Below are 25,378 nucleotides of genomic sequence, written 5' to 3' on the forward strand. Positions count from 1 at the left end.
CTCAACATTGTGTTTTTTTTAGACTGTGGTTTTGTGATTCAGATCACCTCATTTCCCGCCACACCCCCTGCATTTACGTGATTGTGATCACACAATTTTTCGCTGTCTGGACAGTTGAACGATTCAGTGCCAGATTTCACAGCATCAGAACAGGGCCCGGCTACCTCTGCCGCCTCATTAACAATAAACCTCGGGCCGCAAGCCTAAGCGTAAACAGAAGAAGGGGTGTTTTATGTCATCCGATTTCAAGATCAAAGTTCAAAGCTTTGGTCGTTTCCTCAGCAATATGGTGATGCCAAATATCGGCGCGTTTATCGCGTGGGGTATCATCACTGCATTATTCATTCCGACAGGGTGGTTGCCTAACGAAACGCTGGCGAAACTTGTTGGCCCAATGATTACTTACCTGCTGCCGCTGCTCATCGGTTATACCGGTGGTCGTCTGGTGGGCGGTGACCGTGGTGGCGTAGTGGGTGCCATCACAACCATGGGTGTTATCGTCGGTGCGGATATGCCGATGTTTCTCGGTGCGATGATCGCCGGTCCTCTGGGTGGCTGGGCGATTAAGAAATTCGACGTTTGGGTTGATGGCAAAATCAAATCCGGCTTCGAGATGCTGGTGAACAACTTCTCTGCGGGCATCATCGGGATGATCCTCGCGATTCTGGCGTTCCTCGGCATTGGCCCGGCAGTTGAAGTCCTGTCCAAGATTCTGGCGGCGGGCGTTAACTTCATGGTGGCGCACGACATGCTGCCGCTGGCGTCTATCTTTGTTGAACCGGCGAAAATCCTGTTCCTGAACAACGCCATCAACCACGGTATCTTCTCACCGCTGGGTATTCAGCAGTCTCATGACCTCGGCAAGTCCATCTTCTTCCTGATTGAAGCGAACCCGGGTCCGGGTATGGGCGTTCTGCTGGCGTACATGTTCTTTGGTCGCGGCAGCGCGAAGCAGTCTGCTGGCGGTGCAGCTATCATTCACTTCCTGGGTGGTATTCACGAAATTTACTTCCCGTACGTGCTGATGAACCCACGTCTGATCCTGGCCGTTATCCTCGGCGGTATGACCGGTGTGTTCACTCTGAGCGTGCTGAACGGTGGTCTGGTTTCTCCGGCGTCTCCGGGCTCTATCCTGGCGGTACTGGCAATGACGCCGAAAGGTGCCTATTTTGCTAACATCGCGGCTATCTGTGCGGCAATGGCGGTCTCCTTCGTGGTCGCTTCTATCCTGCTGAAAACCAGCAAAGTGAAAGAAGATGACGATATCGAAGCGGCCACCCGTCGTATGCACGACATGAAAGCCGAGTCCAAAGGCGCAACGCCGCTGTCAGCGGGTGATGTTTCTAACGACCTGAGCCACGTGCGTAAAATCATCGTTGCCTGTGATGCCGGTATGGGTTCCAGCGCAATGGGTGCCGGCGTGCTGCGTAAGAAAGTGCAGGATGCGGGCCTGACCAATATCTCAGTGACCAACAGCGCCATTAACAGCCTGCCACCGGATGTTGACCTGGTGATTACGCACCGTGACCTGACCGAACGTGCCATGCGCCAGGTACCGCAGGCACAGCATATTTCGCTGACCAACTTCCTCGACAGCGGCCTGTACACCAGCCTGACTGAACGTCTGGTGGCCGCACAGCGTCACGAAGACAACGAAGTGAAAGTGCGAACCAGCCTGCAGGACAGCTTTGACGAGAGCAATGCTCACCTGTTTAAGCTGGGCGCGGAGAACATCTTCCTCGGCCGTACCGCGAGCACCAAAGAAGAGGCAATTCGCTTTGCCGGTGAGCAGCTGGTGAAAGACGGCTACGTTCAGCCTGAATATGTCGACGCGATGCTGGAACGCGAAAAACTGACGCCAACCTACCTGGGCGAATCCATCGCGGTGCCGCACGGTACGGTGGAAGCGAAAGACCGCGTGCTCAAAACCGGCGTGGTGTTCTGCCAGTATCCTGATGGCGTGCGCTTCGGTGAAGAAGAAGACGACATCGCCCGTCTGGTGATTGGTATCGCCGCTCGCAATAACGAGCACATCCAGGTGATTACCAGCCTGACCAACGCGCTGGATGATGAGTCCGTCATCGAGCGTCTGGCACAGACTGAAAGCGTTGAAGAAGTGCTGGCACTCCTCAACAAATAACAGCGTATCTTCCCTCTCCCCTTTGGGGAGAGGGCTGGGGTGAGGGGTATTAGTACCTCACCCCAGCCCTCTCGGGTAAAAACATTGATAAAGGTTAACACTATGAAAGCATTACATTTTGGCGCAGGTAATATCGGTCGTGGCTTTATCGGCAAACTGCTGGCAGACGCGGGCATTACGCTGACATTCGCCGATGTGAATCAGGTCGTTCTGGATGCCCTGAATGCCCGTCATAGCTACCAGGTACACGTGGTGGGAGAAAACGAGCAGGTTGAAACGGTCTCTGGCGTCAACGCGGTAAGCAGCATTGGCGACGATGTTATCGACCTCATCGCCAGCGTTGACCTGGTGACCACCGCGGTGGGCCCGGTGGTACTTGAGCGCATCGCGCCTGCGGTCGCAAAAGGTCTGGCAAAACGTAAAGCGCAGGGCATCGATACCCCGCTGAACATCATTGCCTGTGAAAATATGGTGCGTGGCACCACGCAGCTGAAAGGCCACGTTCTGGCCGCCGTTGCGGACGAAGACAAAGCCTGGGTTGAAGCGCACGTTGGCTTCGTGGATTCCGCCGTTGACCGTATCGTTCCGCCGTCAGAATCTGCAACTAACGACCCGCTGGAAGTCACGGTAGAAACTTTCAGCGAGTGGATCGTGGACAAAACCCAATTTAAAGGCGCGCTGCCGACCATTCCAGGTATGGAATTAACGGATAACCTGATGGCATTTGTGGAACGTAAACTCTTCACGCTGAACACAGGTCATGCTATAACCGCGTACCTCGGAAAATTGGCCGGTCATCAGACTATTCGTGATGCGATCCTCGACGAGAAGATCCGCGCGGTGGTAAAAGGGGCAATGGAAGAGAGCGGCGCGGTGCTGATCAAACGCTACGGTTTTGATGCTGATAAACACGCAGCATATATCCAGAAAATCCTCGGTCGTTTTGAAAACCCGTATCTGAAAGATGACGTTGAGCGCGTGGGCCGCCAGCCATTGCGTAAGCTGAGCGCGGGCGATCGCCTGATTAAGCCGCTGCTGGGTACGCTGGAATACGGCCTGCCGCACGCCAACCTGGTGAAAGGGATTGCCGCCGCGATGCACTACCGCAGCGAGCAGGATCCGCAGGCGCAGGAGCTGGCTCAGCTGATTGATGACCAGGGCGCACAGGCTGCGCTGGCGCAGATTTCCGGTCTGGACGCCAACAGCGACGTGGTTGCGGAGGCGGTTAACGCATATAACGCAACCAAATGATGCACAGTGAGGCGCAGGTGATCCTGCGCCCTGATTACAGATTGTCAGATATGCAGGCAATAATGGAACAAACCCAGGCCTTTGAAAATCGTGTGCTTGAGCGTCTGAATGCTGGCAAAACCGTACGAAGTTTCCTGATTACCGCCGTCGAGTTGTTAACCGAGGCGGTGAATATCCTGGTACTTCAGGTGTTTCGCAAAGACGACTACGCGGTAAAATATGCTGTAGAACCGTTACTGGACGGCGACGGACCGCTGGGCGATTTATCCGTGCGTCTGAAGTTGATTTATGGTCTTGGCGTGCTGAACCGGCAAGAGTATGAAGATGCGGAGCTGTTGATGGCGCTGCGCGAAGAGCTCAATCATGACGGTAATGAGTACACCTTTACCGATGACGAGATCCTTGGCCCCTTCGGCGAGCTGCATTGCGTTACCGCGCTCCCCCCTGCCCCCCATTTTGATAACAGCGACCCGGAACTGTACGCCATGCAAAAGCTGCGTTATCAACAGGTTGTCCGTTCCACGATGGTTCTTTCCCTGACTGAGCTGATTTCCCGAATCAGCTTAAAAAAAGCGTTTCAGAAGTAAGCCTGCTCACATTGGTGTATCCTTCCCTCTAAATTCCCCGTTTTCAGAGTTATTTGTCATGAAAGAAGTCGAAAAGAACGAAATTAAACGCCTGAGCGACCGCCTGGATCTGATCCGCCATCAGATGGCCGGTCTCTCGCTGGTAGACTCCGCCGAGAAGTACGCCGAGCTTGAGAAAGAGACCGCGAAGCTGGAAGCGGAGATCGAGCGCCTGCGCGAAGTGAAAAGCCAGAAGCTGAGTAAAGAAGCGCAGAAGCTGATGAATATGCCGCACCGCCGCGCCATTACCAAAAAAGAGCAGGCCGATATGGGCAAGCTGAAGAAAAGCGTACGGGGTCTGGTGGTGGTCCACCCGATGACCGAGCTTGGCCGCGAGATGGGCCTGAAAGAGATGACGGGTTTTTGTAAGACGGCGTTCTGATCGGTCTCCCCTGCCGCAGCGGCAGGGGAACACTCAGTTGTAAATCAGGTTAAACGTGGCCATCGCATCCGCTTTTCCCGCCGTCACGTTCTCTTCTGTCTGAATATAATGCGCATCAAACCAGAAGGTCTGCGTCTGGTTATCTCCCACCTGCCCAAGCGCCGACACCTGCGGGGTGTTCCACGGCACCACCTGCCCCTGAACCGAGCCGGTATTGTCGCCATAAAGCAGTTCGATCCCGACGCCGCTGGCGCTGTCCTGCTGCTTCGTTAACGCCAGCGCCCGATCGTTGCCCGGCGTGGTATCGCCGAAAAAGCCCATCTTCACCGTCGTGTTATTTTCACAGGTCACCGGAATGCTGAAGCGTCCGCCACCGGCGCGGGAGCCTGTGCCGTGAAATTCACGCTGGCTTACGGTTCCCATCGGCACCAGAATGCTGCGGGAACCAACGGAACAGCTGGTATGCCTGACCGTGAAGCTGGCGAGACGGATCTGCACCGGTGTCGCGACGCTGGTCGCGCTGGCTTTGTTTTCTCCCGCCTGTAATATCAGCGATCCGACGTTTTGCTCCTGGGAGTTGGCGTTATCATCAGGCATGGCGCTGGACGTCGGTATTTTGTAAAACACCACCCAGAACTGCATCTTATAGGTTGAGGCGCTGGCAAAAGCAGGATTCTGTGAGGCGTCGCAGATACGGCGTGACTCGTTGCCGTCCACCGGGCTGGTGCCGTCAATATACCGCACGGCATCCGCACCACAGTACTGCTGCTCGCGGAACCCGAGCGCGTAGCCGATGCCTTCAATCTGGGTTTTGTAGACGTGCCGCGACGCACCGTCTTCCCCCACCACGGTGCCGACGGGATTATCCATCTCGACAAATCCGATACTTCGCCAGGCGTCATTTCCGCCATCGCAGCTGTAAAAATCCGCCCCGGTAGACTGTATCGGCGCGGAAACCGGCGTCCAGTCCGCTGTGCCAGGAGCATATCCAATGGCGTAGGGTACCTGGACAACCCACTGATTGCGCGTGGTGTGGCAGGGCGAGGCCTGAGCGTGCGCATGAAAACTCAGCATGCCAAAAAGAGAAAGTAGACTGAGGTAGAAAACCCATTGAATAAAGTGACGCATAATATTCCTCTAGTGGCACTCAAGAGACAGCGTAGCGATGCCGGGAGCCATATGAACCGCCCCCAGTTTGAACGGCGTCTGGCACTGACGCGGCTCTCCGTCTTCATACCAGGTTACGCGCAGCGTGCCGCGCTCCGGTACTCCGCTCAGGTAAGCCTGACCGCCGTCAGCCACCATGCTTCGGTTGGCTGAACGACGTTTTTGCTCCACCACCTCGGCCTGGGCGCCAAATGGCAATGGCTCGCCGTGGTATCGCAGGGAGAACAGCACGCGATAGCCAATGTGCGTTGCGTAATTAGCAAGCACCACCGCGCCGCTGGTGGGAACGAGCGTCAGACCGCTCTGCTCAACGTCGACGTTTTCGCCAAGCGTCGCCGTATCAAGATTGACGGTATTCTTACGATAGGCCGAAAGCGCGGGCATAACCGCGTAGCCGCGACTGTCGGTATGGATGCCGCTGTAGCCCTCCGGCTCAACGTTCGCCGCGCCAGGCACGCGCAGCAGGGCGACGCTATCGCCCAGCGGCTGGCTGAGCGTGACGCCATACTGCGTGGCGATAACGCCCCCGGCGAGGCCGAGACTGGCATTATCGCCGTTTCGGCTGCGATCATAACCGAGGCTTACGTTGCCGTAGCCGCCGTTATATTGCAGCGCCAGACTGGTGCTGTCGGCTTGTCCCTCGCTGGCTTTACTCTGCTGAACGCTATAGTTGAGGTTGCGGTTCGCCAGCGCGCTGCCGTTGAGTGACACCTGCTGCGTGGACATCCCACGGTTATTTTTATTGATGAAGTAACTCACCGAGCTGTCCGGTAGCCAGTTACCGAGCGGAATATTGATATTAAACGACACGGTGCGATCGGGATGTTGCTCACGTGCTGAGTCGGTATAGTCATACCCCGCTCCCCATGAAATGCCCCGCCAGCTGGTGTACCAGCCAAGGTGTATGGTTTTATCCTGCCCGGAGGTGTGCCAGTAATCCTGCATCCACGCCGAAACGCTAAGACTGCCGAACTGCCCCAGCGTCTGTGAGAAGGTTATTTGCGAGCGGCTACGGCGGTTATTGAGCCGTAACTGCTGGCTGTCAGACTGATTCAGCTCGCTAAACTCATAAAAATTGCGCGAAGCATAACGATAGCTCGCCAGATTGAAGGCGGTGCCGGTGGTATTAAAATCCTTCTGATACTGAACGCGCCACGCCTGCCCTATTACGCTTTTGCCGTCAGATAAACGGCTTTTTGCCAGCGTATCGTCAACGCCCAGCGAGCCGAACGCGCCAAACCCTCTGCCCACGCCAATGGCGCCGGCCTGGTAGTTATTCGCGGTACGAAAGCCGCCGTATACCGTCATACTGGAGAACAAGCCGTAGAAAAAAGCGCCTTCAACAAAGTCCGGCGACCGGGCATCGCTGGAGCCGGAGTGAAAGCGTCCGGCGTTGAGGCTGTATTTCAGGCTGCCCTGGCGCCGCATAAACGGTACCGCAGAATAAGGCTGGGTAAATACGCGTTTCGAGCCGTCGCTTTCCGTGATGGTCACTTGCAAATCGCCGCTTTGCGCGCCGGGGAACAGATCGTTAATAACAAACGGCCCGGCGGCAACCCAGGTTTCATAAATGACATAGCCATTTTGCGAAACAGAAACCCTGGCATAGCTGTGCGCGACGCCGCGAATTGTCGGCGCGAAGCCGCGCTGGCTGTCGGGTAACATACTCTCGCTGGATGAGAGCTGAACCCCGCGAAACGCCACGCTATCGAACAGGTCGCCGGCAGTCCAGGCATCGCCGATCCGCAGTTGGCTGTTCAGGCTGCGAATATCCCTGCTCAGCCAGCTGCTTTGTGACTGAAAACGATTGCCGCCCGCGTTGCTGTAACTCCAGGCCGACGTATTACGCAGCCGCCACGGTCCCAGGTTTACGCCGTTACGCAGGCTAAGGTAGCTTGACGTCGTGTCGCCGTTTTGATGATGAGCCTGCCCCCCCGTGAGGCTGTAATCAACAAATGCCGCCGGAATACCATCATCCCACTGCGAGGGGGGCACATAGCCACGGCTGCGGTGCGTCATCGCCGCCTGCGGCAGGCTGAGAAACAGGCGCTGCTGGTTAAAATCATAGGAGGTCCGCGCCGCCGGGATAAAATCGGCGATATGCGTGAAGGTCTCTCCCTCCTGCAACCGGGAAAGCGCCGGGATCGCCCCCACATTCACCCCGAGCGTCTCCAGCAGCGGCACGCTAAACACGGGCTGCAGGCTGCCTTTCTCATTGACGAAAGTAATCTCCTGATGCCGTTCCTCGCGTCCGTTAACCTCAATCGTTACGAGCCACGTGCCGGGCATCTGCCCGCCCTTTTCGGAGAAATAGTGCAGATCCGCCGTTTTCTGTTCGGCAGAAGAAAGCTCCAGCGCGGCGGGATCAAAATAATCCTCGGCCCATCCTGTACGGCTGAAGCTGAGCAGCAGCACCGAAAGTGGCGCATAACGAAACAGGCGAGAAGGCATGGTTTAAAGAGGCTGCGACCGGGTCGCGGTAATAGCGCCAAAATCATTAATAGCCGACCAGGTAACGCTGCCGGAGGTTGCCACAGGCCATTCGCGGGTTTCGCCTGGGCCGATCATGCCCGGTTGCTCAATGTTGTGCCCCGAGACGCTGAGGCGATAAAAAGAGACGTAGTACGGCGTCGGGTTGGTGGCCTCAAGCCCTTTCTGCGTCGTTGAGAACCTCACCTTTTGCCAGGCGGTTGCAGCATCGCCTTTCAGGTTTTCAGGGCGGTAGAAAATTTTAAATTTCGATTTAACGTTAATTTGTAATTCGTTGCTGCTCTCTTTTGGCTTTGGCGCAATGGCCTTAATATCGAGCCAAAATACGGATTCACGATCTGCGGGCAGCGGCGCGCCGGTATATTGAATACGAAGCGTATTGGTCTGATCCGGATCAAGCCTGAATAGTGGCGGCGTGACGATAAATGGCGCGGCGCGGTTTTTCCCTTCAGCGTCATTCTCAACCCACGACTGAATCAAATAGGGAACTGCACTTTCCATATTAGATACAGAAAATGCCACCTCCTTACTGTTTTGCGGGTATACGATCCGTGTTCCCCCCATTACTACGCCTGCGGAAACTGACGCAGAGCTAATCATTAATGCAGTGAGCATAATATACGACAAACGTTTCATCTCTATTATCTCTGGAGGTGGCTAAAAATAATCAGTTATAAACCATCAGGAAATTGGACACAGCGTTGACATCACCCGCTTTGATTTCCGTTCCATCTTTGTCCAGTGCGGCAAAGAACGTTAATTCTGCATTGCCTTGAGCATCTGGTGCGGTGGTTTTTGAAACCGTACCCGGCTTAATAACCGTGCTGCGATCGCTGTTATAAAGCTTCACCCCGACGCCCGTCGCCATACCCGTGCCTGGCGTAACCTGCAACAGCGAGTCATCAACCGCATCTTTATTCCCGTCAAACAGCACCGCCACAGATTTAACCGTTTCCGGGCATTTTTCGACGTTGATTTTGAACTCACGCGGCGTTGTTTCAACGTGTTCATCGAAGTAGCTTTTCGCCCACGCCCCAAGATCTACCGTTCTGGTTTTTGATGCCGTAGTAATGTTACAGGAAATAAGGGTAATCTTGCCGGTGAAGTTGATTGTACCGCCTGTGCTCTGTGTACCTGCGTCTGTATTCATGCTAGTATTAACGCCTGAATTACTGCTTGCCAGCACCGCCTGAGAAGATAACAGAAACCCCGCCGTGGCAAATGCCAGCGCCACATTTTTGATTTTCATTAGGAACACTTTCCCCTCTGTAAATTAAACAGATATTGATTTGTTGTACCAGGTACAATAATTTCCATAAGGATTTTAAAACCGTCACCCAAAGGGTACTAACAGAATTGGTGACGCGACCTCAAAGAATAAATCAGGGTCCATCCCAGCGTGACAATCCGTATATTTTCTGCAAACCCTTCCGCTATATCCTACAGTTTTGGAAAATCCGCCAGGCCGCAAATAACAATGATTAGTTTGTGGTTAAAATTTAATTCAGCATCTTCTGTAACGTTGTATCTGAATAAATAGTAAATCAAATGTCCTTTAACGTCTACGCACTTAAAAGCGCTCAGCAGGCCTGTTTCACATTTCATATTTAACAGCCAGATAACATATTTAACGCATTTCCACAGCCCTGAGAATTATTAACTACCTCCTAATACCGAAGCTAAATTATTTTACTTACACAACTGATCATTGTTTGATCAATTTTTTTAAGAATATTATTAGAAGAAATTATTAGCATCGTCCGAAAAACATCGTTTTTATACTGGCCAGGTGCGCTTATAAAGGATATTTTATCATTGATCAGCAAATGATCGTTTGTAATAAGCTGTTAAATCCTATATGTGAAATTTACCTTAAATGTAATTTTTTGCTAAACATGATATTCCGCATTTTTACCTAAAAAAATTTTTTATTTTTAGGTAAAAAATCACACCATTAACACGCAAGACACCCAACGCAAACCAGAATAAAACATAAACCCCTCCCATAGTTAACATAATTGCGGTACTTGCTTCTCTTTATCCCCTTCTCAAGGCACCGCGCCTGACTGAATGACACGATTTTGACCCAGTTCCTGCTCACCCCTGAACATCGTGGATTTGGTCCTACCAATGAGTTTTAAAGCTATCCTTCGTTCACAGTTTCAATGATTCACGTCACAAATATATTGCCGAATAGCAACAGTTGATTAACCATTCATTGTCATTACCCCTACAACACAATATTGGCAGGACCACTTTTACACAGACTGTGACGCAGAGATGAGCGGAGACTCACCCGCAGCATAGGCTGTCTGGTCCCCAGGAGACCTGCATGAGCCTCTGGCAACAAAACTACGACCCGGCCGGAAATATCTGGCTGTCTAGCCTGATCGCATCGCTGCCGATCCTGTTCTTCTTCTTTGCGCTGATTAAGCTCAAGCTGAAGGGCTACCTCGCCGCGACGTACACCGTCGCCATCGCGCTGCTGGTGGCGCTGTTCTTCTACAAAATGCCGATCGATCGCGCGCTGGCATCCGTTGTCTACGGTTTCTTCTATGGCCTGTGGCCGATTGCGTGGATCATCATTGCCGCAGTCTTCGTCTATAAAATCTCAGTCAAAACCGGGCAGTTCGACATCATTCGCTCGTCGATTCTCTCCATCACGCCGGACCAGCGCCTGCAGATGCTGATTGTCGGCTTCTCCTTCGGGGCGTTTCTGGAAGGGGCGGCAGGGTTTGGTGCGCCGGTGGCAATCACCGCCGCGCTGCTGGTGGGGCTGGGCTTTAACCCGCTCTATGCCGCCGGTCTTTGCCTGATCGTCAACACCGCGCCGGTGGCGTTTGGTGCGATGGGTATTCCGATTCTGGTCGCAGGCCAGGTGACTGGCCTGGACAGCTTCGAGATTGGTCAGATGGTTGGCCGCCAGTTGCCGTTCCTGACCATTATCGTGCTGTTCTGGATCATGGCGATTATGGACGGCTGGCGCGGCGTGAAGGAGACCTGGCCTGCGGTGATGGTGGCGGGCGGTTCGTTCGCGATTGCCCAGTATCTCAGCTCGAACTTCCTTGGCCCGGAGCTGCCGGACATTATCTCTTCCCTGGTGTCGCTGGTCTGTCTGACGCTGTTCCTGAAACGCTGGCAGCCTGTGCGCATCTTCCGCTTTGCCGATATGGGCGCGTCGCACGTGGATCAGACGCTCGCCCGCACGGGCTATACCGCCGGGCAGATCGTTCGCGCCTGGTCACCGTTCCTGTTCCTGACCGCCACGGTAACGCTGTGGAGCATCCCGCCGTTTAAGGCCCTGTTTGCCCCGGGCGGTGCGCTGTACGACATGGTGATTAACATCTCCGTGCCGTTCCTCGACAAGATGGTCGCCCGTATGCCGCCAGTGGTGCACGACGCCACGCCGTACGCGGCAGTGTTTAAGTTTGACTGGTTCTCCGCCACCGGCACGGCCATCCTGTTTGCCGCACTCCTTTCTGTGGTGTGGCTGCGCATGAAGCCGGCCGCCGCGGTACAGACCTTTGCGGCGACCATTAAAGAATTGATGCTGCCGATCTACTCCATCGGCATGGTGCTGGCGTTCGCGTTTATCTCAAACTACTCTGGCCTGTCATCAACGCTGGCACTGGCGCTGGCCCATACCGGCCACGCCTTCACCTTCTTCTCGCCGTTCCTCGGCTGGCTGGGGGTGTTCCTGACCGGTTCAGATACCTCGTCTAACGCCCTGTTCGCCGCCCTGCAGGCGACGGCGGCTCAGCAGATTGGCGTCTCTGACGTGCTGCTGGTGGCCGCGAATACCACCGGCGGCGTGACCGGGAAGATGATCTCTCCGCAGTCCATCGCCATTGCCTGTGCGGCAGTAGGGCTGGTGGGTAAAGAGTCCGACCTGTTCCGTTTTACAGTGAAACACAGCCTGATATTCACCTGCATGGTCGGGGTGATCACCACCCTGCAGGCCTATGTCTTAACCTGGATGATCCCATGATAGTCATGCCCAGACGCCTGTCCGACGAGATTGCCTCTCGCGTGCGGGCGCTGATTGAAGAACAACAGCTGGAAGCGGGCATGAAATTGCCCGCCGAACGTCAACTCGCCGCTCAGCTTGGCGTGTCGCGCAATTCCCTGCGTGAAGCGCTGGCGACGCTGGTCAGCGAAGGAGTACTGGTAAGCCGTCGCGGCGGCGGCACCTTTGTGCGCTGGCAACATGACGACTGGTCCGAGCAAAACATCGTCCAGCCGCTCAAAACCCTGATGGAGAATGACCCGGACTACAGCTTCGACATCCTCGAAGCCCGTCACGCCATCGAAACCAGTACCGCCTGGCATGCGGCCATGCGGGCAACCGAAGCCGACAAAGAGAAGCTCAGGGCCTGCTTCGACGCCACGCAAAGCAGCGACCCGGATATCGCTTCGCAGGCGGATGTCCGCTTTCACCTGGCGATTGCCGAGGCATCACACAACGTGGTGCTGCTCCAGACCATGCGCGGTTTTTTCGACCTGCTGCAATCCTCCGTGAAGCAGAGCCGCCAGCGCATGTATCTGGTCCCGCCGGTCTTTGCTCAACTGACCGAACAGCACGAGGCGGTGCTCAACGCCATTCTGGCCGGTGATGCCGAGGCCGCACGCAAGGCGATGATGGCGCATCTGGGCTTCGTCCACACCACCATTAAACGATTTGATGAAGATCAGGCCCGACAGGCGCGTATTACCCGTCTGCCTGGCGACAGTGATATATCCAGGGAGAACAAAGCATGATTATTTCAGCAGCCAGTGACTACCGCGCCGCGGCGCAGCGTATTTTGCCGCCGTTCCTGTTCCACTATATCGACGGCGGGGCCTATGCCGAATATACCCTGCGCCGTAACGTGGAAGATCTGTCGGAGGTGGCTCTGCGTCAGCGCGTGCTGAAGAATATGTCGGATCTGAGCCTTGAGACGAAACTGTTTAACGAAACGCTCTCCATGCCGGTAGCGCTTGCCCCGGTCGGGCTGTGTGGCATGTACGCCCGTCGCGGTGAAGTGCAGGCCGCAGCCGCGGCGGATGCCAAAGGCATCCCGTTTACCCTCTCCACCGTGTCTGTCTGCCCGATTGAAGAGGTCGCCCCGACCATCAAGCGCCCGATGTGGTTCCAGCTGTACGTCCTGCGCGATCGCGGCTTTATGCGTAACGCGCTGGAGCGCGCCAAAGCGGCGGGCTGTTCCACGCTGGTCTTTACCGTTGATATGCCCACCCCCGGCGCGCGCTACCGTGATGCCCACTCCGGCATGAGCGGCCCGAACGCTGCTATGCGTCGTTACTGGCAGGCGGTAACACATCCGCAGTGGGCGTGGGACGTGGGCCTGAATGGCCGTCCACACGATCTGGGTAACATCTCGGCTTATCTCGGTAAGCCTACCGGGCTGGAAGATTATATCGGCTGGCTGGCGAACAATTTCGATCCGTCCATCTCCTGGAAAGACCTGGAGTGGATCCGCGAATTCTGGGACGGCCCAATGGTGATCAAAGGGATCCTCGACCCGGACGACGCCCGCGACGCGGTGCGTTTTGGCGCAGACGGGATAGTGGTCTCGAACCACGGCGGACGTCAGCTTGATGGCGTGCTCTCATCCGCACGCGCCCTTCCGGCGATTGCCGATGCGGTTAAAGGCGACATCGCTATCCTCGCCGATAGCGGTATTCGTAACGGGCTGGACGTGGTGCGAATGATTGCGCTCGGCGCCGACAGCGTACTTCTGGGACGCGCTTATCTTTACGCGCTGGCCACCAGCGGCCAGGCAGGGGTAGCAAACCTGCTCAACCTGATTGAGAAAGAGATGAAGGTTGCAATGACTCTCACCGGGGCGAAAACAATCGGCGAGATCAGCAAGGATTCTCTGGTGCAGGAGCTGAGCAAGATCCCTGCGGCACTGGCACCGCTTACCCACGGAGACGCGGCCTGATCCCCTCCGCTTAACCTACCTTTCTCACGCGTCCGATCTCCTCCATCGGGCGCGTTTTTGTGTCGTAAATAACATCTAGATAACATATTAGATAAGAATATTTGACATCACCCGCCACACGCAATTGTATAGACAAGCAAATACAAGAACACAAAAACAACATCACATCAGAGAGGAGCGTATGGCCTATTCAGGTAAGGTGGATATTCAGCAGGTAATCGACGACAGTTCCTTTTCATGGTTTCACTGGCTACTCATTGTGCTGGGCTTTCTGGTGCTGGCAATCGATGGTTTCGATACAGCGGCAATGGGCTATATTGCCCCGACGCTCTCGGCAGAATGGGGGATCCACAAACAGGATCTGGGGCCGGTACTGAGTGCCGCGCTGCTGGGACTGTCGCTGGGTGCGCTGATCGCAGGTCCGGTATCGGACCGGATGGGCCGCAAGCGCGTGCTGGTCTTTTCGTGTTTATTCTTTGGTCTTGCAAGCCTGGGCGCCGCCTGGGCGCAAACCCTGAACACCCTGACGCTGTGGCGATTTCTCACCGGCCTGGGTTTGGGTGCGGCAATGCCTAACGCCATCACGCTGATCTCAGAGTTTGCCCCTAAGCGCTGTCGCGCCATGGCGATCAATACCATGTACTGCGGTTTTCCTCTGGGCGCGGCGGGGGGTGGGGCAATCTCCTCCTGGCTGATTCCTCACCACGGCTGGCGAAGCGTACTGCTGACCGGCGCAATTGCCCCGCTGATCCTGACGCTGCTGCTGGCGCTGTTTTTGCCGGAGTCGGTGAAGTTTCTGGTTCAGCGTGGAAGAGACGTGATGCAGATCCGCCGTATCGCCAGCCGCTTCGCCCGCGGCACGCTGGATGGCGTGACCGGCTTTTTCCTGGCGGAGGAGCGGGTCGCGTCTAAGAAAGGGAGCGTGGCACAGCTGTTTTCTATGCCCTGGCTGCCCGGCACCCTGATGCTGTGGGTGACCTACTTTATGGGGCTGGTGATTTATTACGTCCTGCTGAGCTGGATGCCGACGCTGATGCTGGGGATGGGTTATCCGCTGGCGGAATCTGCCTGGCTCACCTCGCTGTTCACCTTCGGCGGTACCGCAGGCATTCTTCTCGCCGGGTGGATGATGGACCGCTGGGAGGCGCACAGGGTGGTGGCAGGTGGGTTTATGCTGACCATGGCGCTCATCCTGCTGCTCGGCATGGAGCATAATCACATCGCCCTGTTTGGCGGATTGATTTTCCTGATGGGGATCGCCATGAACGGCGCGCAATCAGGGATGCAAACCCTGGCCGCCACCTTCTACCCAACCGAATGCCGCGCGACGGGTATCGCGTGGATGCAGGGAATTGGCCGTTTTGGTGGCGTGGCGGGTACCATGACCAGCGCGCAGCTTCTCTCCATGCAGTGGCAGGCAGACAGTATTTTGATGATCCTCAGCCTGCCCGCGCTGGTGGCTGCGGGTGCCACCGTCTATAAAATGCTGCGCTGCCGCCCACAGGAACCCGGCGTCGCGTAGTGCCCGTCATTTCTGCTATGCTGCCCCCGCAATTAAGGGGGCAGCATGCTTAACATCGTTTTATTCGAACCAGAAATTCCGCCTAATACCGGCAACATTATCCGCCTGTGCGCCAACACCGGGTTTCGCCTGCATATTATCGAGCCGATGGGTTTTACGTGGGATGATAAACGCCTGCGTCGTGCGGGGCTGGATTATCATGAATTTACCGCGGTGGTTCGCCATCATGATTACGCCGCGTTTCTGGAAAGCGAAAAGCCAGAGCGCATGTTTGCCCTGACGACCAAAGGCACGCCCGCGCACAGCGCCGTGAGCTACCAGGCAGGTGACTATCTGATGTTTGGCCCGGAAACCCGCGGCCTGCCGGCCACGATTCTGGACGCCCTGCCCGCTGAGCAGAAAATCCGTATTCCGATGATGCCGGACAGCCGCAGCATGAACCTGTCGAACGCGGTGTCCGTGGTGGTGTATGAAGCCTGGCGCCAGCTGGGGTATCCGGGCGCCATTCTCAGAAGTTAAATGCCGTCACCATACTCAAACGTATGGTGAATGCCGTTGAAGTGCTGATCCATGTCCATCGATGGTTTATCACTGTCTGGCTTACCGACGATGCGCGCCGGTACGCCAGCGGCGGTGGTGTGCGGCGGCACGGGCTGCAGCACCACAGAGCCCGCGCCGATTTTCGCGCCGCGGCCCACTTCGATATTGCCGAGGATTTTGGCACCCGCGCCAATCATCACCCCTTCACGAATTTTCGGATGGCGATCGCCGCTGGTTTTGCCGGTACCGCCCAGGGTAACCGACTGCAGGATCGACACGTCATCTTCAATGACCGCCGTCTCACCGACAACAATCCCGGTGGCATGGTCGAGCATGATCCCCCGGCCAATTTTGGCCGCCGGGTGAATATCAACCTGGAAGGTCACAGAAACCTGGTTTTGCAGGAAAATTGCCAGCGCGCGGCGGCCTTCCTTCCATAACCAGTGGCCGATGCGGTACGCCTGTAAGGCATGAAAACCCTTAAGGTACAGCAGCGGCGTAGAATATTTATCGACCGCCGGATCACGCGTGCGCACGGCCTGAATATCACAGGCGGCAGAGGCGATCATTTCCGGGTCTGCGGCGTAGGCCTCTTCCACCACTTCACGAATGGCGATGGCGGGCATGATTGAAGACGCCAGCTTGTTGGCGAGCATATAGCTCAGGGCACTACCGAGGTTTTCGTGCTTGAGTAACGTTGCATGGTAGAAACTGGCCAGCATCGGCTCACAGTCGGCCAACGCCCGGGCTTCGGCTTTAATATTATTCCAGACGATATCCAGTTCTTCACACGGCATTGCTTACTCCAGACGATAGTATAATGACCAGCCAGTTCTGCGCTGGCTGGGTCATTCAGGTGACAATGGTTCCGACTAGTTACTGCTGCGCTCGTCCTTGCGCGCACGACCTAATAAGGTCAATGCTGCCTCGCGCGCATTTTTTCCGCAATACAATACCTGATAAATTTCCTCGGTTATTGGCATTTCGACACCAAAACGGTGCGCCAATTCGCGGACTTCTTTGGTATTGCGGTAGCCTTCAACCACCTGACCAATCTTCTCCTGCGCGCCTTTTACATCCATGCCCTGACCGAGCATCATGCCAAAGCGGCGGTTACGCGACTGGTTGTCGGTACAGGTCAGCACCAGATCGCCTAAACCCGCCATCCCCATAAAGGTGGCCGGATCGGCACCCAGTGCCGCCCCGAGACGGGACATCTCGGTTAACCCACGGGTAATCAGCGCAGTACGTGCATTGGCACCAAAGCCAATGCCGTCGGACATCCCGGCGCCAATGGCGATGACGTTCTTCACCGCACCGCCCAGCTGCACGCCGATAAAATCGGGATTGCTGTACACGCGGAAGCTCTTGCCGCAGTGCAGCAGCTGCTGGAGATCGTCGGAGAAGGCCTGGTCGGTGGATGCCAGCGAAATCGCTGTCGGCAGGCCAGCGGCCAGCTCTTTGGCAAACGTTGGGCCGGAGATAACCGCCAGCGGGATCTCGGTACCCAGCACTTCGCGGGCAACGTCCTGCAACAGACGACCGGTTTCGGCTTCCAGCCCCTTCGTTGCCCACACAATGCGTGCATCCGGGCGCATCAGCGGCTTGATCTGCTGTAGCACGTCGCCAAACACATGGCTCGGCACCACAATCAAAATATTGCGGCTGGCTGCCAGCGCGGTCGCAAGATCGCTTTCCAGATACAGGGAGTCAGGGAACGGAACGTCAGGAAGGAACGCCACGTTGCAGCGGTCGTGCTGCAGCGTTGCGATATGTTTTGGGTCGTGGCCCCAGAGGACCACCTCGTGACCATTTCTTGCCAGCGTGATGGCAAGAGCGGTGCCGTAAGAGCCGGCACCGATCACAGTCATTGACGCATTAACAGTGCTCATCAGGCATCCTGATGTTGTTCAGCACCTTCGCCAGCCTGCTGCTGCAGATAGTTCATGAACAGCGCATCAAAGTTAACTGGCGCAAGGTTCAGTTGCGGGAATGTACCGCGAGAAACCAGGCTGGTGATGCATTCACGCGCATACGGGAACAGGATGTTCGGGCAGTATGCACCCAGGCAATGCGCCATCTGGTTGCCTTCAATACCGCCGATGGAGAAGATACCGCCCTGCTGAACTTCACACAGGAATGCAGTTTCTTCGCCCAGAGAGGCGGTCACGGTCACACGCAGTACGACTTCATACACGTCATCAGCCAGCTGGGTTGATGCGGTATCCAGATCAAGTTTAACCTCTGGCTGCCAATCTTTCTGGAAAACATGTGGCGCATTTGGCGCTTCGAAAGAGACATCCTTGGTGTAGATACGCTGGATCTGGAAAGTCATTTCGGTGTTGTTTTGTTCTGACATGGAAAAACCCTTTTTAAATTGTCCTAAAGTCTCTTAGCTCAGCAGGGGATCGAGTCCACCACGGGCGTCGAGCGCATACAAGTCATCACAGCCGCCAATGTGCTGCGCATCAATAAAAATCTGCGGAACCGTCGTGCGACCACTACGTTGAATCATCTCTTCGCGTTTTATCGCGTCACCATCGATCGGCAGTTCCTGGAACGTTACGCCTTTGCTGTTCAGTAGCGCTTTCGCACGGTGACAGAACGGGCAGGTCGCTTTGGTGTAGATCTCGATATTGGCCATCACTGAACTCCTTATTTACCGCGCACCAAAGGAAGGTTTTCTCCGCTCCAGCCGGAAATGCCTTCTTTCAGTACAGAGACGTTTTCGAAGCCTGCTTTATGAAGCAGGCTAGCAGATTCCTGCGCCTGCATGCCGGTACCGTCAACAACGATAATCGGCTGGGCTTTATGCTTCTCAAGCTCGCCCACGTTGTTGGCTTTGATTTCAGCTGGCAGCAGGTTGATAGCGCCTGCAATGTGCCCTTTGCGGAAATCGTCACGCTGACGCAGATCGACCACGACGGCATCTTCTTTGTTAATCAGACGCGTCGCTTCACCACGGGTGATAACCTTAATCTTAGACGTCAGGCCCTTAAATGTGGTGAACAGCACAGCGGCCAGCAGGCCAATCCACGCGATGCTCAGAACCGGATGGCGGCTAACGAATTGCATAATTTCTTGCATGGAGGGTAACTACTCCCGACTTAGTGATTAAAAAAACCAGGACAGGAGTATACCTGTGCGTTGTGGCAAATACAGCCAGCGACCCTAAGCTAATCCATTTTCTGCGGCATGCCACCTAAAAAAATGCCTCAAAATGGTCGGAGAAGCATCTTGCCCCTGCCCTTTCTTTGATCTTCTGCGGCTATTTGAACGATTCAGCTGTAGTAAAATTACGCAAATTTTTGACTCTTGAGCATGAGGTTGTCGCAATGTCGGTTTCTAAAAAACCTATGGTACTGGTGATTCTGGATGGCTATGGCTACCGTGAAGATCAACAGGATAACGCCATTTTCAACGCTAAAACCCCGGTCATGGATGCGCTGTGGGCGAAACGTCCCCACACTCTGATTGACGCATCCGGCCTGGAAGTGGGTCTGCCGGACCGTCAGATGGGTAACTCTGAAGTCGGTCACGTCAACCTGGGCGCCGGGCGTATCGTCTATCAGGATCTGACGCGTCTGGATGTTGAAATCAAAGAACGCACCTTCTTCGCCAACCCTGTGCTGTGCGGTGCGGTGGATAAAGCCGTTGCCGCAGGCAAAGCCGTGCATATCATGGGTCTGCTGTCTGCCGGCGGCGTTCATAGCCATGAAGATCATATTATGGCGATGGTTGAACTGGCCGCTGAGCGCGGTGCGGAAAAAATCTACCTGCACGCGTTCCTTGATGGCCGCGATACGCCACCGCGTAGCGCTAAAGGTTCGCTGGAAGCCTTCGAAGAGAAATTTGCCGTACTGGGCAAAGGCCGCGTGGCATCTATTATTGGCCGCTACTACGCCATGGATCGCGATAATCGCTGGGATCGTGTGGAACAGGCCTATGACCTGATGACGCTGGCAAAAGGCGAGTTCCAGTTTGCGACTGCCGTTGAGGGCCTTGAAGCCGCGTACGCGCGCGATGAAAACGACGAATTCGTGAAAGCGACCGTCATTCGAGCAGAAGGCCAGGCTGATGCCGCCATGGAAGATGGCGACGCGCTGATCTTCATGAACTTCCGTGCTGACCGTGCGCGTGAAATCACCCGCGCATTCGTTAACAGCGATTTCGACGGTTTCGCCCGTAAGAAAGCGGTGAACATCAACTTCATCCAGTTGACCGAATACGCCGCTGACATCGACGCCCCATGCGCTTACCCACCAGCTTCACTGGCCAATACCTTCGGTGAGTGGATGGCGAAAAACGATAAGACGCAGTTGCGTATCTCCGAAACCGAGAAATATGCCCACGTCACCTTCTTCTTTAACGGCGGTGTAGAAGAGCCGTTCAAAGGCGAAGAGCGCATTCTGATTAATTCACCAAAAGTCGCTACCTATGACCTGCAGCCAGAGATGAGCTCTGCGGAATTGACCGAAAAACTGGTTACGGCGATCGTTAGCGGTAAATACGACACCATCATCTGTAACTATCCGAACGGTGACATGGTGGGTCATACCGGGGTGATGGAAGCGGCTATTAAAGCGGTTGAAGCGCTGGATCACTGCGTTGAGCAGGTTGCCAAAGCGGTTGAATCCGTTGGCGGCCAGCTGCTGATTACCGCTGACCACGGTAACGCAGAGCAGATGCGCGACCCGGCAACCGGACAGGCGCACACCGCCCACACCAACCTGCCGGTTCCGCTGATTTATGTAGGTGATAAAGCACTGAAAGCAGTGGAAGGCGGCAAGCTTTCTGACATCGCGCCAACCATGTTGTCGCTGATGGGTATGCCGATCCCTGAAGAGATGACTGGTAAGCCGCTGTTCATCGTGGAATAATCGCTCCCCATGAGGGGAAAGGCGATTTTTTCAATCACATGGGTCGTGAAACCGCTTAGGTTATCAGTCAGACCTCTGTTTTACGCCAGCGCACTCAGCGCTGGCGTATTGCTGTGCGCCGCATCCGCCCACGCGGACGATCGCGACCAGCTGAAATCCATTCAGGCCGATATCGCCTCCAAAGAGCGTGCGGTACGTCAGCAGCAACAGCAACGCGCGTCGCTGCTTGCTCAGCTTAAGCAGCAGGAAGAGGCGATCTCCGCCGCCGCACGTAAGCTCCGCGAAACACAAAACACCCTCTCCCAGTTGAATAAACAGATCGACGAGATGAACGCGTCGATTGCCAAGCTGGAACGTCAGCGCGATGCGCAGGAACGTAATCTTGCGGCGCAACTTGACGCCGCATTCCGCCAGGGTGAACACACCGGCCTTCAGCTGATCCTCAGCGGTGAAGAGAGCCAGCGCGGTCAGCGCCTGCAGGCTTATTTCGGCTATCTGAACCAGGCGCGTCAGGAGACTATCGCGCAGCTAAAACAGACGCGCGAAGAGGTCACCACGCAAAAAGCCGAGCTGGAAGAGAAGCAGAGCCAGCAGCAGACGCTGCTCTACGAACAGCAGGCCCAGCAGGCGAAGCTCGAGCAGGCTCGCAACGAACGTAAGAAAACCCTTTCCGGGCTTGAATCCTCCATTCAGGCTGGTCAGAGCCAGTTGAGCGAAATGCGCGCCAACGAATCGAAGCTGCGTAACAGCATCGCCCGAGCGGAGGCCGCGGCAAAAGCCCGCGCCGAAAAAGAGGCTCGCGAGGCGCAGGCCGTTCGCGATAAGCAGCAGGAAGCCTCCCGTAAAGGCACGACCTATAAACCAAGCGAAAGCGAACGCTCATTGATGTCACGAACCGGTGGCCTGGGCTCCCCTCGCGGTCAGGCTTACTGGCCCGTTCGCGGTACAATTCTGCATCGTTATGGCGAACAGCTGCAGGGTGAACTACGTTGGAAAGGGATAGTTATCGGTGCGTCTGAAGGTAGCGAAGTGAAAGCCATCGCCGATGGCCGCGTGATCCTGGCCGACTGGCTGCAGGGTTACGGGCTTGTGGTGGTGGTTGAGCACGGTAAAGGCGACATGAGCCTCTACGGTTACAACCAGAGCGCACTGGTCAGCGTTGGCACTCAGGTGCGCGCGGGTCAACCCATCGCCCTTGTGGGCAGCAGTGGCGGTCAGGGCCGCCCGTCACTCTATTTCGAAATTCGTCGCCAGGGTCAGGCGGTCAATCCACAGCCGTGGTTGGGAAGATAAGTTTTGCTTCAATTTCGTCGAATTGTTCTCTCCGTCGCCAGCGCACTGGCGCTGGTCGCACCGGTATACGCCGGTAAACTCGCCATTGTGATTGATGACTTCGGTTATCGTCCGCACTATGAAAATCAGGTGCTGGCGATGCCGGCAGCCATTTCTGTCGCCGTCCTCCCGAATGCGCCACACGCGCGTGAGATGGCGACCAAGGCCCACAACAGCGGCCACCAGGTTTTGATCCATCTGCCGATGGCCCCCATCAGCAAACAATCGCTGGAAAAAGATACTCTGCGCCCTGAGATGAGCAGCGATGAGATCGATCGCATTATCCGCGACGCTTACAACAAAGTGCCGTATGCCGTGGGGTTAAACAACCATATGGGCAGCGCGATGACATCCAGCCTGTACGGGATGCTCAAAGTGATGCAGGCGCTGGAGCGTTACAACCTCTACTTCCTCGATAGCATGACCATCGGCAACAGTCAGGCGATGCGTGCCGCGCAGGGAACGGGGGTGAAGGTGATTAAGCGCAAGGTGTTCCTTGACGATACGCAGAACGAAGCAGACATTCGCGTGCAGTTTAATCGCGCTGTGCAGCTGGCCCGCCGCAATGGCTCCGCGATTGCCATCGGCCACCCGCATCCGTCGACCGTTCGCGTCCTGCAGCAAATGCTGCCGACATTGCCTTCGGATATCACGCTGGTCCGCCCGAGCGATCTCCTGAACGAACCACAGGTTGATACGTCAACGCCGAACCAGGGGAAACCAGGATCATCAACGCCGCGTAACCCGTTCCGCGGCGTAAAACGCTGTGTGCCGAAACATGCCCCTGAACCGGTTTATGCTACCCGGTTCTTCTCTGTGATTGGTGAAAGCATGAGCCAGAGTACGCTGGTGCAATATTTTCAACATCAGTGGCAGGGCTGGGGTAAGAAAGCGTAACTATTTTATAAGGTGAGAGTCCGTGTGCTCCCGTGCAGCGGACTCACGTTCATCCTGATACTGATACCAGGCTTTGAAATATTTTAAAAAACTGTACAAGGTGGCATAGAGCCCTGTAACTACACCAACTTTCCCCTGCCGCCATGCCCCGCTAAACAAGTACCATTTAAAGAAAGCCCCAATAGCACTCACCACACCACGTGCGATTGACGGCCTGAGCGTCTGATATTTTACGACTCGGGTGGTATAGACATTCAGCTTATTAAACACTTCATGCAGGGAATAAAATGTGTCGTGCCGGACATGGCCAGGTATACGTGTCACCCGCGCCGCACCTATCGCCTTATCATCCACTGGTCGATTGTTAAATCTGACATGCTGGCGGTTGAACAATCTTAATGGGAAATCTGGAGAAGAAATCGGATAGATGGTTCGTGTGCGCTCGCCTAAGACATACCAGTAGCGTGACAGGCTCCATCCGCAATCAGCGGGCGGCTCCTCTCCAGACTTTAACGCCAGGATATAGTGTATAGTGTCTTCATCGAGTATTTCGTCACTATCCATACATAACACCCAGTCGTTAGATGACCGGGAAATGGCAATATTCATCTGCTCACCGTGCATTGCATACGGATGAAATATTGGTGTAATGGCATATTCCTGAAGGATAACTAATGTCTCATCTGAACTACCAGAATCAACAACAATAAACTCATCTGCAATACTCATTAACGGCGTTAACACCTTATGTAACAAGCGGGCAGAGTTGTATGTCAAAAGACATACGGTTAGTTTAAACATGTGGTCTCCTGAACTCAGTCAAGTCATTCCTGACAAGATAGTGCCAGCTATCACTGTTGTCACTTCCGAATCTGTATCTTATTTTTTATGGAAAAGCTGGCAAGGCTCACTTTGGTCAATAAAAAACTCTATAACATGATAGTCATCCCAGAAAAAATGACGGAACTCACAGAGTGAAAAAATGCATTAACTTATTGTTAAGTAACAGTAAAATCTTTGTCGCGTTGTTCTATTTCCTCAGACATTCCTTTTCGTTGTCGTTAAGATTATACTACCCACAGTAAAATGCTTAATTTGGTTTAGCGTGGTTATGAAGAAAATAATTGGTTATTTAAAGGAAATTAACAGGCAGCGAAACTATAAAACTAAAGAATTAAAAAGACGGCTACAGTTGCTTTCTTTATCGCGACAATTACAGGATAAGCGACAAGAAAAAATTGACGTCTCCAGCGTTAAAAAAATTCTTTTCCCTTTTGTTGATCTTGGAATTGGCGATGCGGTATGCCATACAGGAACCTGGCGTAATCTGAAAGATGCAGGCTATCAACTTCAGGTCATTGTTGAAGAACGAAATCGCGATCTCTTCGAGAAGATGACTGACATTGACGAAGTTTATGTTGTCGATATCAACAATATCAAAAAAATGAAAGATATCGAGACAGATCTGGTGATTAGTCATTATTCATGGATGAAGAGAAAGGAATTATTTAACACACAACTTCTGGCAAAAATTCATTATAAATATGCGATTGGATTTGGTGGCTGGCTGGATAAACCCTATAACTTAATGTTACCGGTGAGTCCTGAGTTTCATATTACACATCCCCAAAAAAAAATACTTAACGCTTTAAGTATTAAGCCCGCATCTCTTAGCTACTCCTTACCTGTTTTACCCGAGCATGAAGTTTTTATTGATGATTTTCTACAACCTCATGCTGGTAAAAAGATCGTTGTGCTTAATCCCTTCGCGAGCGTAGCCGAACGCAGTCTTTCTCTGCCTCAACTGGAAAAACTGGCGATTGATATTGTGCAGCACCCGGATACACAAGTTTTAATCATTGGTGAAGGAAAAAAACTGGCAGACCTTGCCTTCGATGATGAGAAAATTACTGTCTGTCGATTTAAATCGCTTTGGGATGCTATCACGCTCATAAAAAAAGCCGATTTAGTGGTCTCTGTTGATACGGCCATTGTTCATATCGCCTGTGCGTTTGATAAAAAAATTATTGCCATCTATTTTTCAATGCTGCTGGATCATAATAAAAACTTTGAAGGCAATACTATTTTCTCCCCAGTAGGCAAGAATTCAGAACAACTGATATTTGACAAGCGCTACAATAAAATAAACATTGATGATATCTCATCAAAAGTATTGAATAAACTTAGTAACGATAGTTCTGCGAACTAA

The 25,378-nt window shown here is 54.4% G+C and carries 23 protein-coding genes; 13 read left to right on the forward strand and 10 right to left on the reverse strand.

All coding sequences use genetic code 11. The features are described from left to right. Positions 1–232 precede the first annotated feature (232 nt). The 4 genes from ACMWKA_RS15990 to ACMWKA_RS16005 all read left to right on the forward strand — a co-directional run bounded on the left by ACMWKA_RS15990 (position 233) and on the right by ACMWKA_RS16005 (position 4,399). Positions 233–2,140, forward strand: a complete 1,908-nt coding sequence (locus ACMWKA_RS15990) for a PTS mannitol transporter subunit IICBA (RefSeq protein WP_414760414.1) — start codon at positions 233–235, stop codon at positions 2,138–2,140. Positions 2,141–2,242: 102 nt separating this feature from the next. Then, complete coding sequence (gene mtlD / locus ACMWKA_RS15995) at positions 2,243–3,391, forward strand: mannitol-1-phosphate 5-dehydrogenase (RefSeq protein ID WP_013094932.1); 1,149 nt, start codon at positions 2,243–2,245, stop codon at positions 3,389–3,391. Beyond that, positions 3,388–3,978: a mannitol operon repressor MtlR gene (mtlR, locus tag ACMWKA_RS16000; RefSeq protein WP_013094931.1), complete on the forward strand. Its 591-nt coding sequence runs from the start codon at positions 3,388–3,390 to the stop codon at positions 3,976–3,978. The genes mtlD and mtlR overlap by 4 nt, the downstream gene beginning before the upstream one ends. A 58-nt stretch (positions 3,979–4,036) precedes the next feature. Then, the gene (locus ACMWKA_RS16005) at positions 4,037–4,399 is read left to right on the forward strand and encodes a YibL family ribosome-associated protein (RefSeq protein ID WP_023621173.1); all 363 of its coding nucleotides are present in this window, start codon (positions 4,037–4,039) and stop codon (positions 4,397–4,399) included. Positions 4,400–4,432: 33 nt separating this feature from the next. Here ACMWKA_RS16005 and ACMWKA_RS16010 read toward each other — a convergent pair whose 3' ends face one another. Genes ACMWKA_RS16010 through ACMWKA_RS16025 form a run of 4 tightly spaced genes read right to left on the reverse strand, consistent with a single transcriptional unit; the run spans position 4,433 to position 9,305 of the window. Further along, the gene (locus ACMWKA_RS16010; RefSeq protein WP_058678530.1) at positions 4,433–5,527 is read right to left on the reverse strand and encodes a fimbrial protein; all 1,095 of its coding nucleotides are present in this window, start codon (positions 5,525–5,527) and stop codon (positions 4,433–4,435) included. Between the two features lie 9 nt (positions 5,528–5,536). Continuing rightward, complete coding sequence (locus ACMWKA_RS16015) at positions 5,537–8,017, reverse strand: fimbria/pilus outer membrane usher protein (RefSeq protein WP_029881913.1); 2,481 nt, start codon at positions 8,015–8,017, stop codon at positions 5,537–5,539. Between the two features lie 3 nt (positions 8,018–8,020). Continuing rightward, entirely contained in the window at positions 8,021–8,692 is a 672-nt protein-coding gene (locus tag ACMWKA_RS16020; RefSeq protein WP_029881912.1) for a molecular chaperone, read from the reverse strand. A gap of 31 nt (positions 8,693–8,723) precedes the next feature. Next, a complete protein-coding gene (locus ACMWKA_RS16025; RefSeq protein ID WP_414760415.1) occupies positions 8,724–9,305 on the reverse strand; it encodes a fimbrial protein in 582 nt (193 codons plus the stop codon). A gap of 1,083 nt (positions 9,306–10,388) precedes the next feature. Between ACMWKA_RS16025 and lldP the strand changes: the two genes are divergently transcribed. The 5 genes from lldP (at position 10,389) to trmL (ending at position 16,039) form a co-directional block, all read left to right on the forward strand. Next, positions 10,389–12,044 carry an L-lactate permease gene (gene lldP / locus ACMWKA_RS16030; protein ID WP_023621174.1) on the forward strand — a complete coding sequence of 552 codons (1,656 nt, stop codon included), beginning with the start codon at positions 10,389–10,391 and terminating at the stop codon, positions 12,042–12,044. After that, positions 12,041–12,814 carry a transcriptional regulator LldR gene (lldR, locus tag ACMWKA_RS16035; RefSeq protein ID WP_020686511.1) on the forward strand — a complete coding sequence of 258 codons (774 nt, stop codon included), beginning with the start codon at positions 12,041–12,043 and terminating at the stop codon, positions 12,812–12,814. The genes lldP and lldR overlap by 4 nt, the downstream gene beginning before the upstream one ends. Beyond that, positions 12,811–13,998 (forward strand): FMN-dependent L-lactate dehydrogenase LldD, encoded by a 1,188-nt coding sequence (lldD, locus tag ACMWKA_RS16040; protein WP_013094925.1) that lies wholly within the window; start codon positions 12,811–12,813, stop codon positions 13,996–13,998. The genes lldR and lldD overlap by 4 nt, the downstream gene beginning before the upstream one ends. A 181-nt stretch (positions 13,999–14,179) precedes the next feature. Next, positions 14,180–15,520, forward strand: coding sequence for an MFS transporter (locus ACMWKA_RS16045; RefSeq protein ID WP_020686509.1), 1,341 nt, complete (start codon positions 14,180–14,182; stop codon positions 15,518–15,520). 45 nt (positions 15,521–15,565) lie between these two features. Further along, positions 15,566–16,039, forward strand: coding sequence for a tRNA (uridine(34)/cytosine(34)/5-carboxymethylaminomethyluridine(34)-2'-O)-methyltransferase TrmL (gene trmL, locus ACMWKA_RS16050; protein ID WP_013094923.1), 474 nt, complete (start codon positions 15,566–15,568; stop codon positions 16,037–16,039). Here trmL and cysE read toward each other — a convergent pair. The 5 genes from cysE to ACMWKA_RS16075 form a co-directional block, all read right to left on the reverse strand. After that, on the reverse strand, positions 16,036–16,857 hold the full coding sequence (cysE, locus tag ACMWKA_RS16055) for a serine O-acetyltransferase (RefSeq protein ID WP_013094922.1): 822 nt from the start codon (positions 16,855–16,857) through the stop codon (positions 16,036–16,038). The genes trmL and cysE overlap by 4 nt on opposite strands. Before the next feature lie 75 nt (positions 16,858–16,932). Then, the gene (gene gpsA, locus ACMWKA_RS16060) at positions 16,933–17,952 is read right to left on the reverse strand and encodes an NAD(P)H-dependent glycerol-3-phosphate dehydrogenase (protein WP_248048682.1); all 1,020 of its coding nucleotides are present in this window, start codon (positions 17,950–17,952) and stop codon (positions 16,933–16,935) included. Then, entirely contained in the window at positions 17,952–18,419 is a 468-nt protein-coding gene (gene secB, locus ACMWKA_RS16065) for a protein-export chaperone SecB (protein WP_003860835.1), read from the reverse strand. Before secB ends, gpsA begins: the two co-directional genes overlap by 1 nt. A gap of 33 nt (positions 18,420–18,452) precedes the next feature. Next, a complete protein-coding gene (grxC, locus tag ACMWKA_RS16070) occupies positions 18,453–18,704 on the reverse strand; it encodes a glutaredoxin 3 (RefSeq protein WP_010426371.1) in 252 nt (83 codons plus the stop codon). An 11-nt stretch (positions 18,705–18,715) separates the two neighbouring features. Then, positions 18,716–19,147, reverse strand: coding sequence for a rhodanese-like domain-containing protein (locus ACMWKA_RS16075; RefSeq protein ID WP_013094920.1), 432 nt, complete (start codon positions 19,145–19,147; stop codon positions 18,716–18,718). A 248-nt stretch (positions 19,148–19,395) separates the two neighbouring features. Between ACMWKA_RS16075 and gpmM the strand changes: the two genes are divergently transcribed. The 3 genes from gpmM to ACMWKA_RS16090 are packed head-to-tail and all read left to right on the forward strand — an operon-like array spanning position 19,396 to position 23,169. Beyond that, a complete protein-coding gene (gene gpmM / locus ACMWKA_RS16080; RefSeq protein ID WP_414760416.1) occupies positions 19,396–20,940 on the forward strand; it encodes a 2,3-bisphosphoglycerate-independent phosphoglycerate mutase in 1,545 nt (514 codons plus the stop codon). A 33-nt stretch (positions 20,941–20,973) separates the two neighbouring features. Then, entirely contained in the window at positions 20,974–22,233 is a 1,260-nt protein-coding gene (gene envC / locus ACMWKA_RS16085; RefSeq protein ID WP_414760429.1) for a murein hydrolase activator EnvC, read from the forward strand. Positions 22,234–22,236: 3 nt separating this feature from the next. Beyond that, positions 22,237–23,169 carry a divergent polysaccharide deacetylase family protein gene (locus tag ACMWKA_RS16090; RefSeq protein ID WP_414760417.1) on the forward strand — a complete coding sequence of 311 codons (933 nt, stop codon included), beginning with the start codon at positions 22,237–22,239 and terminating at the stop codon, positions 23,167–23,169. On the opposite strand, the gene ACMWKA_RS16095 is transcribed toward ACMWKA_RS16090, so the two are convergent. Then, on the reverse strand, positions 23,170–23,970 hold the full coding sequence (locus tag ACMWKA_RS16095) for a glycosyltransferase family 2 protein (RefSeq protein WP_029881905.1): 801 nt from the start codon (positions 23,968–23,970) through the stop codon (positions 23,170–23,172). 310 nt (positions 23,971–24,280) lie between these two features. Here ACMWKA_RS16095 and ACMWKA_RS16100 point away from each other — a divergent pair, with 310 nt between their 5' ends. Then, on the forward strand, positions 24,281–25,378 hold the full coding sequence (locus ACMWKA_RS16100; RefSeq protein ID WP_414760418.1) for a glycosyltransferase family 9 protein: 1,098 nt from the start codon (positions 24,281–24,283) through the stop codon (positions 25,376–25,378).

The sequence above is a fragment of the Enterobacter sp. 03-F-07-AD-ECC genome, from assembly GCF_047530935.1.
Classification (GTDB): Bacteria; Pseudomonadota; Gammaproteobacteria; order Enterobacterales; family Enterobacteriaceae; genus Enterobacter; species Enterobacter cloacae.

What these genes read in the sequence shown, in the direction of transcription:
- ACMWKA_RS15990 (WP_414760414.1), top strand. Translation starts at nt 233, where the DNA reads ATGTCATCCGATTTCAAGATCAAAGTTCAAAGCTTTGGTCGTTTCCTC.
- mtlD (WP_013094932.1), top strand. Translation starts at nt 2,243, where the DNA reads ATGAAAGCATTACATTTTGGCGCAGGTAATATCGGTCGTGGCTTTATC.
- mtlR (WP_013094931.1), top strand. Translation starts at nt 3,388, where the DNA reads ATGATGCACAGTGAGGCGCAGGTGATCCTGCGCCCTGATTACAGATTG.
- ACMWKA_RS16005 (WP_023621173.1), top strand. Translation starts at nt 4,037, where the DNA reads ATGAAAGAAGTCGAAAAGAACGAAATTAAACGCCTGAGCGACCGCCTG.
- ACMWKA_RS16010 (WP_058678530.1), bottom strand. Translation starts at nt 5,527, where the DNA reads ATGCGTCACTTTATTCAATGGGTTTTCTACCTCAGTCTACTTTCTCTT.
- ACMWKA_RS16015 (WP_029881913.1), bottom strand. Translation starts at nt 8,017, where the DNA reads ATGCCTTCTCGCCTGTTTCGTTATGCGCCACTTTCGGTGCTGCTGCTC.
- ACMWKA_RS16020 (WP_029881912.1), bottom strand. Translation starts at nt 8,692, where the DNA reads ATGAAACGTTTGTCGTATATTATGCTCACTGCATTAATGATTAGCTCT.
- ACMWKA_RS16025 (WP_414760415.1), bottom strand. Translation starts at nt 9,305, where the DNA reads ATGAAAATCAAAAATGTGGCGCTGGCATTTGCCACGGCGGGGTTTCTG.
- lldP (WP_023621174.1), top strand. Translation starts at nt 10,389, where the DNA reads ATGAGCCTCTGGCAACAAAACTACGACCCGGCCGGAAATATCTGGCTG.
- lldR (WP_020686511.1), top strand. Translation starts at nt 12,041, where the DNA reads ATGATAGTCATGCCCAGACGCCTGTCCGACGAGATTGCCTCTCGCGTG.
- lldD (WP_013094925.1), top strand. Translation starts at nt 12,811, where the DNA reads ATGATTATTTCAGCAGCCAGTGACTACCGCGCCGCGGCGCAGCGTATT.
- ACMWKA_RS16045 (WP_020686509.1), top strand. Translation starts at nt 14,180, where the DNA reads ATGGCCTATTCAGGTAAGGTGGATATTCAGCAGGTAATCGACGACAGT.
- trmL (WP_013094923.1), top strand. Translation starts at nt 15,566, where the DNA reads ATGCTTAACATCGTTTTATTCGAACCAGAAATTCCGCCTAATACCGGC.
- cysE (WP_013094922.1), bottom strand. Translation starts at nt 16,857, where the DNA reads ATGCCGTGTGAAGAACTGGATATCGTCTGGAATAATATTAAAGCCGAA.
- gpsA (WP_248048682.1), bottom strand. Translation starts at nt 17,952, where the DNA reads ATGAGCACTGTTAATGCGTCAATGACTGTGATCGGTGCCGGCTCTTAC.
- secB (WP_003860835.1), bottom strand. Translation starts at nt 18,419, where the DNA reads ATGTCAGAACAAAACAACACCGAAATGACTTTCCAGATCCAGCGTATC.
- grxC (WP_010426371.1), bottom strand. Translation starts at nt 18,704, where the DNA reads ATGGCCAATATCGAGATCTACACCAAAGCGACCTGCCCGTTCTGTCAC.
- ACMWKA_RS16075 (WP_013094920.1), bottom strand. Translation starts at nt 19,147, where the DNA reads ATGCAAGAAATTATGCAATTCGTTAGCCGCCATCCGGTTCTGAGCATC.
- gpmM (WP_414760416.1), top strand. Translation starts at nt 19,396, where the DNA reads ATGTCGGTTTCTAAAAAACCTATGGTACTGGTGATTCTGGATGGCTAT.
- ACMWKA_RS16095 (WP_029881905.1), bottom strand. Translation starts at nt 23,970, where the DNA reads ATGTTTAAACTAACCGTATGTCTTTTGACATACAACTCTGCCCGCTTG.
- ACMWKA_RS16100 (WP_414760418.1), top strand. Translation starts at nt 24,281, where the DNA reads ATGAAGAAAATAATTGGTTATTTAAAGGAAATTAACAGGCAGCGAAAC.